Here is a 17,093-nt window from a genome sequence, read left to right as displayed (position 1 = left end):
CTGTGGTGAACGGGTTGTCCATTCATGTTTTCAAAGAGGATGAGATTGATCGGCAGCGTGAGGCTGGGATTGCCACGCTGTTAGGTCAGTGTTTTCCTCAGGTCTTTGAGGGCCGAACCTTCTTTAAGCAGCTTCCTCATTTCAGGCTGATTGTTGAGGAGCGAGATGAAATCATCGGACAGGTCGGTGTTGATCACCGCGTTATTAAGGTTGGTGAGCAGCGGTTGAAAATATATGGATTAATCGATCTGTGTGTTACTGAAGAGCGCCGCAATCAGGGGATAGCGAGTACGTTGCTGCAAGCAGCTGAAAACTTGGCAATGCGGGCTGACGTCGACTTCATTGTGCTTTTTGCCGATGATGGTTCTCTATATCGAAAACATGGATTTCTTAATGTGTCACCTGCTCTTACCAAGTGGTTGGCTATAGAAGATGTCGCCAGCGCGATGCTGCTTGAAAGAGACTTGTCTGAGTGCTTTATGGTGAAACCAGTTGGCGATATGAGGTGGCCTGAAGGACATATCGATATGTTGGGTTATCTCTTCTAGCTGCTCTTTGAGGATCTATACCCCTATGAGAATTAAACGAAAAAAGCCGTTTGCGCTTCATGTTGGTTACGCAAACGGCTTTATAAATTGGTCTCTCCTTCAGTTCGGTCACTCATTCGAGATGCCTGGGAGGATGTTGCATCAACCTGGTCAGTCTTACTTCGTATTCACCCTTGCAGAGAGTTCTGCTGCGGTTTCTTTGCGTTCGGAGTAGCGGTCTGTCAGGTAGTCGGAGTGGCCGCGGGTGAGGTGGGTGAACTTCATGAGTTCTTCCATAACGTCCACCACGCGGTCGTAGAGAGAGGACGGTTTCATGCGGTCGGTCTCGTCGAACTCCAGAAACGCTTTGGGGATGGAGGATTGGTTTGGAATGGTGACCATGCGCATCCAGCGGCCCAGCACGCGCATCTGGTTGACGGCGTTGAAGCTTTGGGAGCCGCCGCTGACCTGCATCAGAGCGAGTGTTTTGCCCTGAGTTGGGCGGACTGCACCGACGGAGAGGGGCACCCAGTCAATCATGGTTTTCATGATACCGGTCATGGAGCCGTGGCGCTCTGGTGAGCACCAGACCTGACCTTCGGACCACATCATCAACTCACGCAGTTCCTGCACCTTGGGGTGATCCGGCTCTGCATCATCAGCCAGTGGCAGGCCGCTTGGGTTGAAGATGCGGGTTTGCGCGCCGAGCTGCTCCAGAATGCGCTGGGCTTCCAGCACTGCGAGGCGGGAGAAGGAGCGTTTGCGCAGGGAGCCGTAGAGCAGCAGGATGCGTGGGGCGTGGTCTGGCGCATCGTCTTTGCGCAGAGCACCAGTGTTGATGGGGTGGAAGCTGTCGGCCTCCACCTTTGGCAGATCAGAAGACATCTCAGACACGGCTTAACCCTTTGCCGGAATGACGACTTCGCCGTCTTCCTTGGTGAATGCGCCTATCTGTTTCTCATCCAGAATTTCCAGCAGGACGTCAGAGGGGCGGCAGAGGCGGGTGCCTTTGGCGGTGGTGACGAATGGGCGGTTCATGAGGATCGGGTGTTGCTCGATGAAGTCGATGAGCTGCGCGTCGGTCCACTTTTCATCATCAAGGCCGAGTTCCTCGTAGGGCGTGCCTTTTTTGCGCAGGATTTCGCGCACGGTGAGGCCGCTGTCTTTGATCAGCTTTTCCAGCGTTGCGCGGGAGGGCGGAGTTTTAAGGTATTCGATGACCTCTGGTTCCATGCCTGCCTGCTTGAGCATGGCGAGGGTGTTGCGGGAGGTGCCGCATTTTGGGTTGTGGTAGATGATCGGGTTCATTTGGTCTCTCCGATGGGGTCGGTCAAGGACAAGGAAACGGGTTGAAATCCAGACACAGGGTGGGATCGCCGCTGCAGCAATCCTGGGTCAGGAAACGAAGCAGGCCGCGCATGGTGTGCGGGGCAATGGCATAGCGCACCACACGACCTTCTCGCTGGGCGGTGAGAAGCCCGGCGCGTTCAAGCGTTGCGAGGTGAAAGGACATGCGTGTGGGGGCGATGGAAAGATCTTTGGCGATCTGTCCGGAGGGCAGGCCCTTGGGCATTGCTGTCAGGATGAGACGGAAGGCAGCGAGCCTGTCTTTGTGAGCCAGAGCGCTCAGCGCTGCGACGGCTTCGTCTTCCTTTAGATTTGCGGAGGTGTTGCACTCAGAATTCTCTGTCATGCAATGATATTACAAATATCCTTGTAGTATTGCAAGGTGAGTCTTCTAAAGGACAAAGGAGAGGGAGGCTTTTGTTGTTATTGAGGAGTGCCTCCCTCCAATGTGCCAATGCCAACCTGTCAGGCATTGGGCCGTCCAGATGGGGTGTGCGTTGTGTTTAGCCGAGCGGTGCAAGGTGGAAGAGAATGACCTCAGCCCCTTTGCCGTTGCTCAGTTCCAGCGTGCCACGGCCTTCAACTTCAATGGCATCGCCATCACTCAGCGTTTGGCCGCCGACCTGCACTTCGCCGCGGGCCACGTGCACGTAGACTGCACGCTCGTCTGCCAGCTCAAAGCTGATGGTGTCGGCGCCATCCAGCTTGCCGGAGTAGATATCAGCGGCGGCTTCTGTGCGGATGGACCCGTCACGGCCATCCTGTGAGAGGAACAGTTGTAGTTTGCCGCTGCGGGCTTCGTCGCTCAGCTCCAGCATCTCATAGCGCGGTGTGGTGTTCTTGCGGTCCGGGATCAGCCAGATCTGAAGCAGGTGCGTTTCGTCCGTGCTGGACGGGTTGAACTCGGAGTGCTGCACGCCGGTGCCGGTGCTCATGAACTGGATGCCACCTTTGTGCACGGTGCTGCCGTTGCCCATGGTGTCTTTGTGTTCCAGTGCGCCTTCCAGCATGTAGGAGAAGATTTCGAAGTTTTCATGAGGGTGCATGGGGAAGCCGCCATCGGGGCCGACCCAGTCATCGTTGATGACCCGCAGATTGTGGAAGTTCATGTTATTGCGGTCAAAATAGCTGGCGAAGCTGAAGGAGTGGGCGGATTTCAACCAACCTGCATCGGCATGGCCGCGCTGGTGGGAAGGGCGAACTCTCAGTTTCAAATCAGATGCTGTAACAGACATGGGGCTCTCCTGATTTCTTAATATTTACAGTGGTGTCGTCATGCTCTTAAAGATATTCCAGTGCTTGGAATGAACAAGGTAAGCTTTGGTGATCTGATTGTTCGTCATTAGTGAACGAATAGATTCGGGACGTGTTTTCGGAAAATGCAAAATCCGGCTCTGAATTTCTCAAAAATTTCGCAGGGGGAGGTGCTGGCACAGATTCCTGTGCGCTACTTGTGCCAAAGCCCCTAAATCTGTGGGTTAGCGCCGCGCTTTAAAGACTTCTGGTAGGTCCTCCGCCTAATTTGCGGATTGGTTAATGAAAGATTTCTGAGTCATGATGCAGCTGTCCTTCAAAACGGCTGCCCTTAAGGCTTGGAGCGTGGAACAGGTAGTATGGCGTTGAAAATCCTGCACACAGCAGACTGGCATATTGGCCAGAGTCTGAATGGCTGGTCGCGCACCTATGAGCATCAACAATTCTTCATGGAGCTTGAAGAGTTGATTGAACGCCATGAGGTGGACGCGCTGGTTGTGGCAGGAGACGTGTTTGACAACCAGAACCCATCCGCAGACGCCACGCAGATGTTGTATGAAGCTTTGGCGCGGTTCCGGGAGAAGCGTCCGCATCTGGTGACGGTGCTGACTGCTGGCAATCATGACCCTGCCGGACGTGTCGAAGCGCCGGGTGTGCTGTTTCAGAAGATTGGCGTGCAGGCGGTTGGCATGGTGCGCCGAAACGACGGCTTGCTGGACCTTTCCCATCATCTTGTACCGCTTTATGACAGTGATGGCGCCGTGAAAGCCTATGTGCTGGCGCTGCCGTTTCCTCGGGCAACGGATTTGCCGGGACTGAGCTTCTCCTCTTCAGAGGAAGGGTCTCCTGTGGTGCGGGCTGTGGCAGAGCTTTATGAGGCGGCTGTGTCTCAGGCACGAGAACAAATTGGCGAGATGCCGTTGATTGCGACTGGCCATTTGAATGTAGTGGGTGGTTATGAATCTGAAGGGGCTGAGCGGCCTATTCTGATAGGTGGCGAGCATGCTATGCCGTGGGAACAGTTTCCAGATGATTTGAGTTATCTAGCGCTTGGACACCTTCACAAACCACAGATTGTCGGCAAAGAAACCATTCGCTATTCCGGTTCACCGTTTCCACTTTCTGTTGCTGAACAGCATTACAAGCATAGCGTGAACTTGCTGAGTTACTCTGATGCCGGTGTGCTTTCCATTGAGCGCTTGCCTCTTAGCCGACCTGTGCCATTCCATCGCCTGAAAGGGGATGGTGGTTTGCTGCTGGAGGAGCTGGTGCCAGCCCTTGTGGCGCTGGAGCTGGATGCGGACCTGCCAGTGGAGCAGCAGCCGTTTGTGCATGTGGATTTGCGACCGCAGGTTTCTGCCGGTGGACTGAAGGCTGAGGTGGATCAGATCCTTGCGCAATATCCGGTGCGCAGTGCCGGTGTTTCTGTGCTGCGGCCAAAACAGCAAGAGCCAATAAGTGCGGAGGCGACAAGCCTCATTCGCCTTTCTGAAATTCAGCCGGATGAGCTTTTCAAATCCGCTTTTGAGCGGGTGCACGGCATTGAGCCCGAAGCCAAACATCTGGACTATTTTTATCGCGCAATCGCAGAAGCGGAGGTTGAGTAATGCGTATTCTAGCGGTGCGTGGCGAAAACCTTGCCAGTCTGGCGGCTCCGTTTGAGATTGACCTTGAACAGGAGCCGTTGAACGGGGCTGGTTTGTTCGCGATTACCGGAGAAACGGGCGCGGGCAAATCCACATTGCTGGACGCCTTGTGTCTTGCCTTGTTTGGGCAATGTCCACGTTTGAGTGCAGCAGGCAGCAGCGACAGCGTGCCAGATGTTGCTGGTGCTGAGCTGCGAGAAACAAACCCGCGTACTGTGCTTACACGTGGGGCTGCCTCAGGCTTTGCCGAGGCGGACTTTGTTGGCGCGGATGGAACGGGATATCGTGCGCGCTGGACTGTGCGCCGAGCTCGCAACAAAGCATCAGGACGTTTGCAGAATGTGGAGCGCTCGCTGGTTCGCATTGAAGACAATGCTGCGGTTGAGAGCGGCATCAAACAGGTGGATGCGGCTGTTGAAGAGCGGCTGGGCCTGACCTATGACCAGTTCAAGCGTACGGTGCTGTTGGCGCAGGGGGACTTTGATGCCTTCCTGAAAGCCAATGACAACGAGCGCGCTGCCTTGCTTGAAAAGGTGACGGGTACGCAGCGCTACAGAGATATTTCCAAACAGATTTTCCAGCGCTTTACTGATGCGAAGGATGCAACCTCAAAACTGGAAGAAAAGTCTGATGTGGCTGGTCTTTTAGAAGAAGAAGAACGCACTGCTCTTGTTGGGCAGTCAGAAGAGTTGGAGAAGCAATCCAAGTCTGTTCAGTCGGATATGGATGCGATTGCCAAGTCTCTGGGGCATCTGCAGAAACTTGATGAAGCGAAGACAAAGCTGGCGTCTGCGCAGGATGAGTTTGTGGCGTTGAAGGCCCGCCATGAAAATGCGAAGGCCAAGCGGGATCTAAAAGCACAATTTGAGCGCATCAAATCTCTTGAGCCTGTGAACCACCGTGTGGTTGAGGCCGAGAAGGATGTTGCTGGCACCCGTGCTGCTGCTGAAAAAAGCCGGGTGATGCTGGAAGGTGCCCGCAAAGACCTTGCTGGCAAGGAAGAGCAGGCCAAACAAGCTGATGCGGTTTTCAATGAGCTGGAAGCTGAACTTGCCAAGTTGACACCGGAATGGAGTGCAGCTGAGCAACTGGACACCAAGCTGGGTGAGCTTGAGGTTGAAGGCAAACAATTGCGGGACCGCTCTGACACTGCTGTGGCGGATGCCAAGCAGGCGGATGCAGCGCTGGCAGAGCACACCAAATCTCTGGATGAGCAGAAAGCCTTGCAAGCCACTGTGAAAGAGCAGATGGCGCGGTTGAGTGCGACCAAGATTTTGAAAGACCGTCAGGATAGCCTGATTGCGGATCTGGATGAGTTTGAACGGGTTCAGGTTACGCTGACGAAAGATGCGGCGCACCTTGCCCAGATGCGCAAGCGCGAGAGTGAGTTGAGCGATATCCAGAGCACTCTTTCTGCCCAGCTGGAGCAGTTTGTTTCTGATCTGGAAGGGTGTGAAGGCGCGTTTGCTGCCAAGAAGGGCGAGATTTCCGCTCTTGGTGCTGAGAGTGCCCGTAAAAGCATGGAGCAGCTTTCTACGTTCCGTCAGCGGGCTGAAAAACTGCAGGAGACGTCTCGCCACTTTTTGAAAGCCAAGCGCAACAAGCAGGCTGAGAGTGAGACCTGGAAGAAGCTGGTGGACCAGATGACCGGATTGCAGCAGGCGAAAGGCAAAGCGTCCAGTGAACTGACTTTTCGAGGGGAAGCCCTTGAGAAAGCGCGTGGCCTTTCCACTCTTGCTGAAGCGGCGCAGGGCGATCAGGTGAAGTTGTTGCGTGCCGAGCTGGTAGATGATGCACCATGTCCGGTCTGTGGTTCTGACCATCACCCCGTAGATACACAGGAGGGCCGGGCTGCGTTGGACACGCTGTTCGGCGACGTGTTTCTACAGCGCAAGGAAGCGGAAGAAGCTCGCGCAGCTGCGCAGCGAAACCTAGACGAGATCAACGGTCAGCTTGCTGCCTGTGAAGCATCGCAGACGAATGCGTCTACCCTGATGGCACGTTATGCCAGTGAGGCTGATGCGCTTCGGGCTGAGGCGGAAGAACAGTGGGCTGCTTTGGCGCCGCCGGTTGAGGTGGCGTTTACTCTTGATGGCTTGCTTGATGCGCCGGACCTGCTGGACGCTGTGCTTGCACAAGTGGCGACACAGGTTGAGGCTCTACGTGCCGTTCTTGTTCAGGAAGACGTGCTGCGTCAAGAGCTGGAGCAGCTGGATGTCATGCTGCGTGGTTTGCGGGATGCACACCAGAAAGCAGTTGGTGATCAGGCTCGCAAGGCTGAAGAAGTTTCATCTATCAAGGTGGAGCTTTCTGGCGTGGAAGGTCGTCACACCGAGAACTTTGAGGCACAGTCGCGACTGGAACAGCGGCTTGGTGAAACGCTGCTGGCTGGTGGCATGGTGTTCGGGTCTCTTGGTGCCGAGTTACCAGCGCTGAAGGCGAATTTGCAGGAGCGCATCTCCACCTGGGAGCAACTGGAGCAGCAGGAGGGAACAACTTCTGCCGCGCTGCAATCTCTTGAACAGAAAACGAGTGGTTTGAGTGAACGGCGGGATGGACTGGCCAAGTCCTCCGGCGAGTTGCTGAGGCAGTTGGAGCAGCTGCGCGTGTTGCATCAGGAGCGCTCTGCAGAGCGGAAACTGTTGTTGGGCGGGATGGCGACCGGGGCGCATCGGGCGGCGTTTTCTGAAAAACACAGCAACGCAAAAGAACGCAAAAATAACACTAGCAACGCACAAAACAACGCAAGAGAAGAATTCGGGCGCATTGAGGCTGGATTGGCAGCGGCAAAAGCTGCGGAGGCAAAAGCGGCCTCTGCGCTAACCGACTGTGCTGACAGGTTAAATGCAGAACTGGCAAGCTTGGGGCTGACGAAAGAAGCCTATGACGGATTGCAGGAGCGGAGCTCTCAGGAGTTGGGCGCACTGGCCTCAGAGCTGAAGATGCTGGATGACGCTTACTTAGCAACGCAAACGGCTGTTTCCACCTGGGAGAAGGAGCTTGCTGCTGTTGAGGCTCTGCCATTACCGGACAAACCGCAGGAGGAGTTATCCTCGTTGTTGGAGGCCTCAAAGCAAACGCTTGCTGAGTTGCAGGTGAGCAAGGGCGTTCTTTCTGAAAAGCTGCGGGTTGATGCGGACGCACGGGAAAAAGCCCAGCAAATCATGGGTTTGCTGTTGGAAGCGAAAGAGATTGCCAAGACGTGGGGGGCGATTTCGGAAGCGATTGGCTCTGCGGATGGTTCCAAGTTCCAGAAGGTGGCGCAGGGTGTTACTCTCGATTTGCTGGTGGAGCTGGCCAACAAACAGCTGCATCAGCTTAAACCACGGTACCAGCTGAAACGGGCTGACTTTGGCCTCGGCCTGTTCGTCATCGACCGCGATATGGGCGACACACCACGCTCCACACGCTCGCTAAGTGGCGGAGAACGCTTCCTTATTTCGCTCAGCCTCGCACTTGCTCTCTCTGGTTTGGAAGGCCGCCAATCGTTCGTTGATACGCTCTTTATCGACGAAGGTTTCGGTTCTCTGGATGCTGAAAGCCTCGACCTTGCCATTGATGCGCTGGAAATGCTGCAGGGGCAGGGGAGAAAAGTTGGCGTCATTAGCCACGTGGAAGCGCTGAAGGACAGAATTCCGGTTCAGGTTCAGGTGGTTAGGCAGGGTGCCGGACGCAGCCGTGTGGCGGTGAATGCACCAGCAGGATGGTGATAAGTCCTGCTGGGTGCTTGTTGTTTCAGCGCTAGAGTGCGGGTTTAGTCGCCTGCGTCAATCATCTCATGATCTTGCTTAGCTGCCTGATTTTCCATCTCTTTTAGCTTTAGAGAAGTTTCCTGCAGTGCTGCGATGTATTGGTCTAATGCCTGAATTTCCAGATTGGCATTGCTGACATGTTTTGCCATCTCACCATCCATCACTTGCGGACGGCCAATCAAAAAGCCTTGCACTTCATCGCAGGATTCATTGCGCAGCAGCTCTAATTCTGGTTCAGTTTCAACACCTTCAGCGATAACTTCCATTCCCAGGGCCTGCCCAAGATCGATGACTGCACGGATGATTGCTGCCAGTTCCGGCGTCTGAGTTACACCGCTGACAAAGCTGCGGTCGATCTTCAGACGATCAAACGGGAAGCGACGCAGATAGCTGAGGGAGGAGTAGCCGGTACCGAAGTCATCAAGAGCGATGGTGATGCCTAACTCTTTGAGTTGCCTCAAGGTATTGAGCGCACGGCGGTCGTCGTGGATCAACACACTCTCAGTGATTTCCAGTTCCAAGCGCTCTGGAGACAGCCCACTTCGCGCCAATGCACCTTCAACTTCCTGTATGAGGTACTCATCACAGAACTGCACCGGACTGAGGTTCACCCCCACACGATACCGCTCCGGCCATTGAGAAGCTTGCGCACAGGCTTCATTCAGAACCCAACGGCCAATCGGAATGATCAGACCACTCTCCTCCGCAACCGGGATGAAGTTGTTCGGTCCAATCTGGCCCTTCTCCGGATGGTTCCAACGCAGAAGAGCCTCGAAGCCGACAATGGAACGGGTGTCAGAGCGTGCCTGCGGTTGGAAGTGGAGCTGAAGTTCCTCATTTTCCAATGCGTTACGCAGGTCGCCTTCCATTGTTCTTCTCAGCAGGATGGCCTCTTCCATCTTGTCTTCGAAGAACGCGAAGGTGTTTCGGCCAGCTTCTTTAGCCTCATAAAGCGCGATATCCGCCTTGGACATCAGCTCATCCGGGTCCGTCCCATGGTCCGGAATCAACGCGATACCAATGCTGGCGCTCGTTCTGACCGTGATGTTGTTGCCAACATGAATCGGCTTTGACAGGACCTCGAGTATTTTGTTGGTCAGCAGACCGACTTCAGCCGTTGTCTTCAGATTGACCTGAATGATTGCAAACTCATCCCCGCCGAGACGGGCAACTGTGTCGTGATGGGTGACGCATGCATTGAGGCGGCGGGCCACTGTCTGAATGAGCTTGTCACCGATTGGGTGGCCATATAAGTCGTTGATATCTTTGAAGCGATCCAGATCCAGCAGCATGACTGCAGAGATTGTTTGCTCTGCGTTTGCCTGGTTTTCGATTGCTTTTTGGAAGCGTTCGCGGAAGTAAGTGCGGTTCGGCAGGCCGGTCAACATGTCATGCTGAGCGAGGTGGAGAATGCGCGCTTCGTCTTCTTTCTGCTTACGCATATCACGTACAGCTGAGACACGAAGGTTCTCGTCTGCCACTTCCATCAAGCGACCACGAACTTCAATTGGAATACGCTCGCCAGACTTGCTCAAAAGCATGACTTCGTTCGGAGTCGGTTCATTGGCCAGAATGCTCTCGCGCGCTTTTTCGCGAAAATCTGGCGCGACGTGAGACAGCAAGCTGGTCCCGCGCATCTCACCTGCCTGATAGTCCAGTAGCTCGTAGAGCACGTGGTTACACTCCACGATAATACCGTCTGTCGAGATAGCCAGGCCTTCGAACGCACCTTCTGCAAATGTGGCGAGTTTGCTGAGTTCTTCCTGCTGCTTACTGTTTGATGTTTCGCTGATTTTCCGCCGTTTTTCGTCGCTCTGAAGCTTGTCGAGGAACGTGTTGAAGAGCGAAGCGAGACGTTCTTGCGGGTCGCTGTCCCGCACCGGCAAACGCTCATCCAGCTTGGCGTCATGCCAAACCAACTTGCCGATCAAGTTCTCCATCTGGCTGATGGTGCTGACAATCGGCGTTTCATTCAGATCAATTTCGTCGGCTTGGCGGAACTGCTTTGCAAATTTGAAGGCCGTAAACAGGAATAGACCTGACAGGAAGGCCCAAAGGATGGTCAGTAAAGCTCCAACTGCCTGAAGTATAAGGTTATCCAGACTGAACCCGGCCAGCGCATGGTCTGCTGGTAGTGCGGTTATGAAGCCGAAAAGGCCAATCAGAGAGCCAATGCCAAGGCTGGTGTAGTAAATGATGACCTTGTGGGTCTTTGACCTTGCATAGATTATGCGCGCGACTGCTATAGAAGCAGCTGAGGCCGTCAGAGCAATAAGAGCGACGCCTGCAACCGTCAGATGCTGGGCGTTTCCGAGAACGGAGGACAAGCCGCCGATCATGCTCAGCAAAATGGTTGGGTACATGACCTTGCGCGGTGCGAAGAAGCCGAGGGCGACTCCCAATAGTACCGAGACACCGGTTGCGACAAGAACGTTGAAGATCGCGCTGCCCAACTCTCCTGAGTAAATGCTTGTGTTACCAACAGAAAAGCCAATGCCGCCAACGGCCATCAGCGCCGCGCCTGCTTTGATCTGCAGCACATTGTAGTTTTGTGTGTTGCGCAGAATGTACTCAGGTAACGCTGGTGAGTTTCTTAGTCCGGTCACTAACATGCCGGAAAAGGCGACGAATGTTGCGAGCAATGTGACTACGGTACCGCCGCCAATCTGCTCGAAACCAACTGACAGCACGGTGTTTTGGCTAATCGGATGAAGCAGTAACCCTTGGACACCTTTCAGGTAGGCAGGGTAGATGACCCCGCCGATTGAGAGTGCGAGAATGATCGTCGCACGCAGTGTCAGCTGATGGGATAGAGGCAGATAAGCCAGAACTGCGATCATCGCTGCCATTGCTGCGTGGATTGCAGCGGCGTGGATGTCCCCCTGTGGTCTGAATTCCACTTGAGACTGCCAGAGGATCAATTGTGCCGTTACATCAGGCAAGTTCAGCGTTGTGTCGATGAGCAGGCATGCTGCTGAACTGATGACGATGAGGAGAAGGGCACGGTTGAAAAAACGCGTCGCCCGCATACGCTCCTGAATAAACAGGCTGGAATAGACAATTAGTATTCCAAGAACACCAAGCGCGAACAATCCAACAGACAATATGGTCCATAGGTTCTGCTGCTGAGTGAGCAGTTCAGCTTGATTGAGCTGATTGTGAAGGCCACCTGTCGCAGGATCGAAAATCGACGCATACGATGACGCTGACATGAAGTGTATCGATAAACCAATTAAAACGAAAAGGAGCAATACAGGAAGTAAGAGGGCTCGAAAATGCATTTGGGTACCCCAGGAAATTCCTCGGCATAATTGTTTGAAATTATTGCGCATTTATTAAGAATTCTAGGGATGAACTGGGTTTAATTCTAAAAAGTATCGAAAAGTGGGGTGCATATGACGTTTATCTGACACTTACAAAGCAAATTTATGAAAATTGTAAGTAAATGTTTCGTTGAGTGAAATTCTTTATATACGTGAATACTCGTATTTATCTTCAAGTTGAGAGGAAAGAGGGGCGGGCTGTCAATTATGATTCTCTTCTCTTTTCACGACAGCATTTAGTTCATTTTTTATGGGCAATTGATGTGCATTGTAGTTCACCATCTTGCTGAAACAACTTTCAGGTGGTCTTGAACGATGCAGTGGTCCAGCTTGTTTTTATACTCAGCGGTTTCGGTTTTGCAGCCAACTGGCGGTGAGCGAGATAACATCTTGCCGAGTTGGAGCTCAACCACAGCACGCCATGGTATCGTAGAAAGCATTGAGCGTATGGCTCGGGCTGGGAGCCCTGAATATGTGAAACTCGATGACCGTGTTGCTGTTTTGGTTGGCGATGGGGCTTTATGGAGTGACGCGCTGGCTGGCGCAGACAATGAAGTGACGCCACCTGAAGCTGGCGACAGTTTTGGAAGCTTTGCTGTTTATTCTGAGAGTGTACGTGCTCATCTGTCATTACACGGGCCGAAGGCTGTTGGCGCAACGTATAGAGAGTTCGCTTTTCAGCCTCTGAAAGAGCTGGTGGGCTTTTTAAAAGAGCATCACTTTCAGATTTGGGTTTTAAGCTTTGGAGACCATGAAGTAGACCGCACAATGGCGGAGTTGAATTACGGACTTCCGAGATTTCGGGTTATCGAGGTTGCTCCCCACGCAGCGCCGGTGTCTTCAACAGATCTTGCCCGAATTATCTGGGAGAGGATAGGAACAGCACCCCAGATTTTTCTTGGACGATCTCACAGTGATCTTGGCTTGCTGAAGCTTGCTGGAAAAGGTGAGGGGGTGCTTAAAATCCAAATTTCTGCCAGCCAAAATGCTTCCACTCAGACACCGGATTCAACTCCTGATGATTCTGGAGAGCAGCAGAACTCCTGGAGCTTTGTGGTTTCTCCTGAGGAGCATTGGCTAAGGAAATATTCGTGGCAGGCACCTTCGGAGAGAACTTATAGCAAGAACTAATAGAAAATACTGAGACTTTCGTTGCAAGTTGCCCGAGATATATTTGATCTATTCTAGTTTTAATCGATTGAAAATCTGAGTGCTTTTGTAATGTTGAATAATATCCGATGTTTCTGAGGTAATTTTATTTATTTTGATGAAGATCAATGAAGAGATGGGGCACTCTGATATTTCTAAATACAGCTTCGGCTGGCACTCGGATGGGGGAGTGTCAACTTTCTTAAAGGCGTGTACCAACGGGTACACGCCTCTTTTTTTGCCTGCAGCTCTAGCGGGTTACGAAGGCCGTTGCATCCCTCTGATTGTTGCTTATCCCAACTGCCTCTTATTTCTAGTTGTGTCTTCTCTTTAAATTTAGGATATTCCCGCTGTTGGGTTCTGTAGAAGCCAAGCTTCTTGGATGAAAAGGGAATGCGGTAGGGATGACCAAAGATGGGCCCGAACCGCAGCTGCCCCCGCAACTGTTACGTGGTGCGTTCTTCATAAAAGCCACTGGAGATGATCTCTGGGAAGGCGGAGGACGCAAAAGCCATAAGCCAGGAAACCTGCCCGATACGACATAAACTCATGACCGCACGGAGGGTGCGAAGAGGAGCATATTAAATGCATATTGAACCGGGTTACGTTTCCGCCGCAAAGGTTATTGCTGCCAATGCAGGTGCCGTTGGCGTTATTGTCTGGGGCTGCAAAGAGCAGATCTCCGAATTCCTGAAAGAGCCATTCACACCACTGAAAACGCTATTGGCTGCGGTTTTCTTCTCCATTTTCATGCAGAGCTTCCATATGTCTGTTGGAGCATCAGAACTTCATTTCGTTGGTGCAATGGCGATGTATCTGACGCTCGGGTTTACCCCTGTTCTGCTTGGGTTTGCCATTGGCTTGCTGTTTCAGGCGCTCGCTTTTGATCCGCAGGACATGTACCACCTTGGCGTCAACAGCCTGTCTTTGATGTTGCCGCTGATTGCCGTCCATTACCTGAGTGGCCGTGAGCTGTTTTCCAAGGAACTGACCAAGCGTGTGAGCTTTGCGCAGATTCTGAAATTGGATGCGATGTATTATGCTGGTGTGACCGGCATGGTTGGCTTCTGGTTGATGATTGGGGACGTTGCTACGGCGTTTACGGCATGGGCGCAGTTTGCTCTGTCTTATCTGGCAATTGTTGCGTGTGAGCCATTGGTCACCTTCATTGCTGTGAAGGGGCTCAAGGCCGTTGAAGACAATGCGATTGTTCGGAACCTGACAGTGGTTCCGCAGCTGAAGCTGGCGTAAATTTTTACGAGCTTGTTTGTTATTGGGGCGGCAGAGTAAACCTGCTGCCCTTTTCTTGCGTGGAAGTGACCAGGTGTTGTCGTGAAATTCTCCGTTTGAGGAGAAAAAGCGACGGATTTGATCATCGCTGAAGTGTTATGGATTGCCCCTTGGCGCTGCTTCCACTATGAGTGCTCTCCAGAGATTTCATTGTTTACACAGATCAGGAGATGCAGGCAGTCCATGGCGCGCCAGTTCATCTATCACATGCACGGGGTCTCCAAGGCCTACGGTGCAAAAAAAGTACTCGACAATATTCACCTGTCTTTCTACCCGGATGCGAAAATCGGTATCCTTGGTCCAAATGGTGCAGGTAAGTCTACTCTTTTGAAGATCATGGCTGGTCTTGATAAAGAGTACACCGGTGAAGCATGGGCTGCAGAAGGTGCCAAAGTTGGCTACCTGCCGCAGGAACCAAAGCTGAATGAGGACAAGACCGTCCTTGAAAACGTGATGGAAGGTGTTGCGCACAAGCAGGCTCTTCTGGATCGTTATAACGAACTGATGATGAACTACTCAGATGAGACAGCCGATGAAGGCGCTCAGCTGCAGGACATCATTGACGCGCAGGATCTGTGGAATCTGGAAAGCCAGGTTGAGATGGCAATGGAAGCGCTTCGCTGCCCTCCATCCGACTCTCCTGTAAATAACCTTTCTGGTGGTGAGCGTCGCCGTATCGCGTTGTGTCAGCTGCTCTTGTCCGAGCCTGACCTGATGCTGCTTGACGAACCAACCAACCACCTTGACGCTGAGACCGTGCACTGGCTGGAACGCCATCTGCGTGAGTTCAAGGGTTCCGTTCTGATCATTACCCACGATCGCTACTTCCTTGATAACGTGACTGGCTGGATTCTGGAACTCGACCGCGGTCAGGGCATTCCTTATGAAGGCAACTACTCCACTTACCTTGGTCAGAAAACCAAGCGTATGGAGCAGGAAGGCCGTGAGAACATGGCTCGTTCCCGCGCTATCAAGCGTGAACAGGAATGGATGGGCATGACGCCGAAGGGCCGTCAGACCAAGTCAAAAGCGCGTATCAATGCTTATGATGCTCTGTTGACTGCCCAAGAAGAGCGTATGCCTTCTATTGAGCAGATCCTGATCCCTGTTGGTGAGCGTCTGGGTAACAATGTTATCGACGTTCAAGGTGTTTCCAAAGGCTTTGGCGATCGTTTGTTGATTGATGATCTGACCTTCAAACTGCCACGTGGTGGTATTGTTGGTATCATCGGTCCAAACGGTGCTGGTAAGTCGACACTCTTCAAGATGTTGTCCGGTCAGGAAAAACCAGACAGCGGTGAAGTGGTTGTGAGTGACCGTGTGCACCTTGGTTATGTGGATCAGTCCCGTGATAAGCTGGATGACAGCAAGACCGTTTGGGAAGAAATTTCCGAAGGTGCTGAAGTGATCTATCTTGATAAGAAAGAGATCAACTCACGCGCTTACTGCTCCTCCTTCAACTTCAAGGGTGCTGGACAGCAGGCGAAAGTTGGTGACCTTTCCGGTGGTCAGCGTAACCGCGTGCATCTTGCTAAGGTTTTGAAGTCAGGCGCAAACGTTCTTCTGCTCGATGAGCCGACCAACGATCTTGACACCGAAACACTTGCAGCTCTGGAAGATGCACTTGAGAACTATGCTGGTTGTGCCGTGGTTATCTCGCACGATCGTATGTTCCTTGACCGTCTTGCAACGCACATGCTGGCCTTTGAAGGTGATAGCCACGTTGAGTGGTTTGAAGGTAACTTTGAAGACTACGAAAAAGACAAGGTTCGCCGCCTGGGTGCACACGCTGCAGACCCAAGCCGCATCAAGTACAAGCCACTTACTCGCTAAGTCTAGTTTGCTTGAAAGAATTAAGGCCCGCACTTTGCGGGCCTTTTTTGTTGTTTTACTAGATGGTTAGCAGCTCGAAGACAGGTTCACGCCGCAAAGCTTCTGTCTGCGCAGCACCTCCATCGCGGTCGCTTCGAATTTCGTTGCGATAGCTGGCAAAGTCCCAATGGTGTGGAGCAACGTCTGACGCTGGTCGTTCACCAGGTTGGATACCTGCATGAGAGAGTTTCTGCTCGATGGTTTCGACAAAGGATTTATCATTCTTCAAATCTTGCGCCGTGTACTGGGAATCTTCAGCACTTGGGCGCAGGTAAAGAGTAAATTGAGCACCGACTTGTACGCGTGAGCCTTCTGTCACGCGTGTCATGTCGGTTACTTTCCATTTATCGACCGGAGAGTCTTCCGAAAAGAGAAGTGTGTTAATGGCATCAAAGGCTTGTGGTACCTGACTAGGCTCGATGCTTAAATGAATTTTGTCACCCGCAAACTCACCTTTTGCGTTCGGATCAATGCGCTTGGTGTGGATGAAGCTGTCCTGGCTCTCAATATTGAGCGTTCGCCAACCACTGTTCTCTGACCCCCAGCCACTGTTCTTTGCTGCTTCGAAGTTTGGTGGGTTTGCTGCAGGGCGGAATACTGGTGCCGGCAGGTCTTTCACTTGTTGCGCAATCGCGTCCTGCTTACCAGCCAAACCTCCTGGTTTGTTGGCTTGGTGGTTGGTAGCAGCCTGTTGCTGAGGTTGGTTGAGCTGCAATGGTGGGACTTGCAGTTTAAGAGACAGTCCGAACTTTGGCATGAGATCCTCTCCTCGCTTGAAAACTTGAAGGCCGCGTCATCAGACAGGGCTGTCTGGTCCCTGTATTGCTGCAACCTTTGAGGGAGAAAATAGGGAATGTGCAGCGTGCATTACGTGCTGCTCGGCACTGATCACGAAATTGTTTTGGATCGGCGTTTGGGAAACCACTATTTGGT

12 protein-coding genes and 1 riboswitch are annotated in these 17,093 nt (G+C 52.7%); of the genes, 6 read left to right on the top strand and 6 right to left on the bottom strand.

The window, feature by feature from the left end; translation table 11 throughout:
• Positions 1-5 precede the first annotated feature (5 nt).
• On the top strand, positions 6-548 hold the full coding sequence (locus tag PsW64_RS02345) for a GNAT family N-acetyltransferase (protein ID WP_063302614.1): 543 nt from the start codon (positions 6-8) through the stop codon (positions 546-548).
• Positions 549-704: 156 nt separating this feature from the next.
• On the opposite strand, the gene arsH is transcribed toward PsW64_RS02345, so the two are convergent.
• The 4 genes from arsH to PsW64_RS02325 all read right to left on the bottom strand — a co-directional run bounded on the left by arsH (position 705) and on the right by PsW64_RS02325 (position 3,109).
• Positions 705-1,412 carry an arsenical resistance protein ArsH gene (arsH, locus tag PsW64_RS02340; protein WP_063302577.1) on the bottom strand — a complete coding sequence of 236 codons (708 nt, stop codon included), beginning with the start codon at positions 1,410-1,412 and terminating at the stop codon, positions 705-707.
• A 12-nt stretch (positions 1,413-1,424) separates the two neighbouring features.
• Positions 1,425-1,835, bottom strand: coding sequence for an arsenate reductase (glutaredoxin) (gene arsC / locus PsW64_RS02335; RefSeq protein WP_063302576.1), 411 nt, complete (start codon positions 1,833-1,835; stop codon positions 1,425-1,427).
• Positions 1,836-1,857: 22 nt separating this feature from the next.
• Positions 1,858-2,220, bottom strand: a complete 363-nt coding sequence (locus PsW64_RS02330; RefSeq protein ID WP_063302575.1) for an ArsR/SmtB family transcription factor — start codon at positions 2,218-2,220, stop codon at positions 1,858-1,860.
• Positions 2,221-2,377: 157 nt separating this feature from the next.
• Complete coding sequence (locus PsW64_RS02325; protein ID WP_063302574.1) at positions 2,378-3,109, bottom strand: pirin family protein; 732 nt, start codon at positions 3,107-3,109, stop codon at positions 2,378-2,380.
• A gap of 378 nt (positions 3,110-3,487) precedes the next feature.
• Here PsW64_RS02325 and sbcD point away from each other — a divergent pair, with 378 nt between their 5' ends.
• Together sbcD and PsW64_RS02315 are read left to right on the top strand one after the other, a co-directional pair.
• Complete coding sequence (sbcD, locus tag PsW64_RS02320) at positions 3,488-4,735, top strand: exonuclease subunit SbcD (protein WP_063302573.1); 1,248 nt, start codon at positions 3,488-3,490, stop codon at positions 4,733-4,735.
• Positions 4,735-8,484 (top strand): AAA family ATPase, encoded by a 3,750-nt coding sequence (locus tag PsW64_RS02315; RefSeq protein WP_063302572.1) that lies wholly within the window; start codon positions 4,735-4,737, stop codon positions 8,482-8,484. The genes sbcD and PsW64_RS02315 overlap by 1 nt, the downstream gene beginning before the upstream one ends.
• A 44-nt stretch (positions 8,485-8,528) precedes the next feature.
• Here the strand turns inward: PsW64_RS02315 and PsW64_RS02310 are convergent, their stop codons facing one another.
• A complete protein-coding gene (locus PsW64_RS02310; protein ID WP_063302571.1) occupies positions 8,529-11,738 on the bottom strand; it encodes an EAL domain-containing protein in 3,210 nt (1,069 codons plus the stop codon).
• Between the two features lie 426 nt (positions 11,739-12,164).
• Here PsW64_RS02310 and PsW64_RS02305 point away from each other — a divergent pair, with 426 nt between their 5' ends.
• The 3 genes from PsW64_RS02305 to ettA all read left to right on the top strand — a co-directional run bounded on the left by PsW64_RS02305 (position 12,165) and on the right by ettA (position 16,121).
• The gene (locus tag PsW64_RS02305; protein WP_208980531.1) at positions 12,165-12,980 is read left to right on the top strand and encodes a hypothetical protein; all 816 of its coding nucleotides are present in this window, start codon (positions 12,165-12,167) and stop codon (positions 12,978-12,980) included.
• Between the two features lie 356 nt (positions 12,981-13,336).
• A riboswitch (cobalamin riboswitch) is annotated at positions 13,337-13,547 on the top strand.
• Positions 13,548-13,583: 36 nt separating this feature from the next.
• Complete coding sequence (locus PsW64_RS02300; RefSeq protein ID WP_063302570.1) at positions 13,584-14,249, top strand: energy-coupling factor ABC transporter permease; 666 nt, start codon at positions 13,584-13,586, stop codon at positions 14,247-14,249.
• 222 nt (positions 14,250-14,471) lie between these two features.
• Positions 14,472-16,121: an energy-dependent translational throttle protein EttA gene (gene ettA / locus PsW64_RS02295; RefSeq protein WP_063289978.1), complete on the top strand. Its 1,650-nt coding sequence runs from the start codon at positions 14,472-14,474 to the stop codon at positions 16,119-16,121.
• 58 nt (positions 16,122-16,179) lie between these two features.
• Here ettA and PsW64_RS02290 read toward each other — a convergent pair whose 3' ends face one another.
• Entirely contained in the window at positions 16,180-16,917 is a 738-nt protein-coding gene (locus PsW64_RS02290; RefSeq protein WP_063302569.1) for a hypothetical protein, read from the bottom strand.
• Positions 16,918-17,093: the final 176 nt, after the last annotated feature.

Origin of the sequence: Pseudovibrio sp. W64 (genome assembly GCF_001623145.1) — a bacterium.
Taxonomy (GTDB): Bacteria; Pseudomonadota; Alphaproteobacteria; order Rhizobiales; family Stappiaceae; genus Pseudovibrio.
This window is presented reverse-complemented; position numbering and strand designations above follow the sequence as displayed.

Excerpts from the sequence above, each read along its gene's own strand:
- arsH (WP_063302577.1), bottom strand. The coding sequence starts at position 1,412 with ATGTCTTCTGATCTGCCAAAGGTGGAGGCCGACAGCTTCCACCCCATC.
- arsC (WP_063302576.1), bottom strand. The coding sequence starts at position 1,835 with ATGAACCCGATCATCTACCACAACCCAAAATGCGGCACCTCCCGCAAC.
- PsW64_RS02330 (WP_063302575.1), bottom strand. The coding sequence starts at position 2,220 with ATGACAGAGAATTCTGAGTGCAACACCTCCGCAAATCTAAAGGAAGAC.
- PsW64_RS02325 (WP_063302574.1), bottom strand. The coding sequence starts at position 3,109 with ATGTCTGTTACAGCATCTGATTTGAAACTGAGAGTTCGCCCTTCCCAC.
- sbcD (WP_063302573.1), top strand. The coding sequence starts at position 3,488 with ATGGCGTTGAAAATCCTGCACACAGCAGACTGGCATATTGGCCAGAGT.
- PsW64_RS02315 (WP_063302572.1), top strand. The coding sequence starts at position 4,735 with ATGCGTATTCTAGCGGTGCGTGGCGAAAACCTTGCCAGTCTGGCGGCT.
- PsW64_RS02310 (WP_063302571.1), bottom strand. The coding sequence starts at position 11,738 with ATGTCAGCGTCATCGTATGCGTCGATTTTCGATCCTGCGACAGGTGGC.
- PsW64_RS02305 (WP_208980531.1), top strand. The coding sequence starts at position 12,165 with ATGCAGTGGTCCAGCTTGTTTTTATACTCAGCGGTTTCGGTTTTGCAG.
- PsW64_RS02300 (WP_063302570.1), top strand. The coding sequence starts at position 13,584 with ATGCATATTGAACCGGGTTACGTTTCCGCCGCAAAGGTTATTGCTGCC.
- ettA (WP_063289978.1), top strand. The coding sequence starts at position 14,472 with ATGGCGCGCCAGTTCATCTATCACATGCACGGGGTCTCCAAGGCCTAC.
- PsW64_RS02290 (WP_063302569.1), bottom strand. The coding sequence starts at position 16,917 with ATGCCAAAGTTCGGACTGTCTCTTAAACTGCAAGTCCCACCATTGCAG.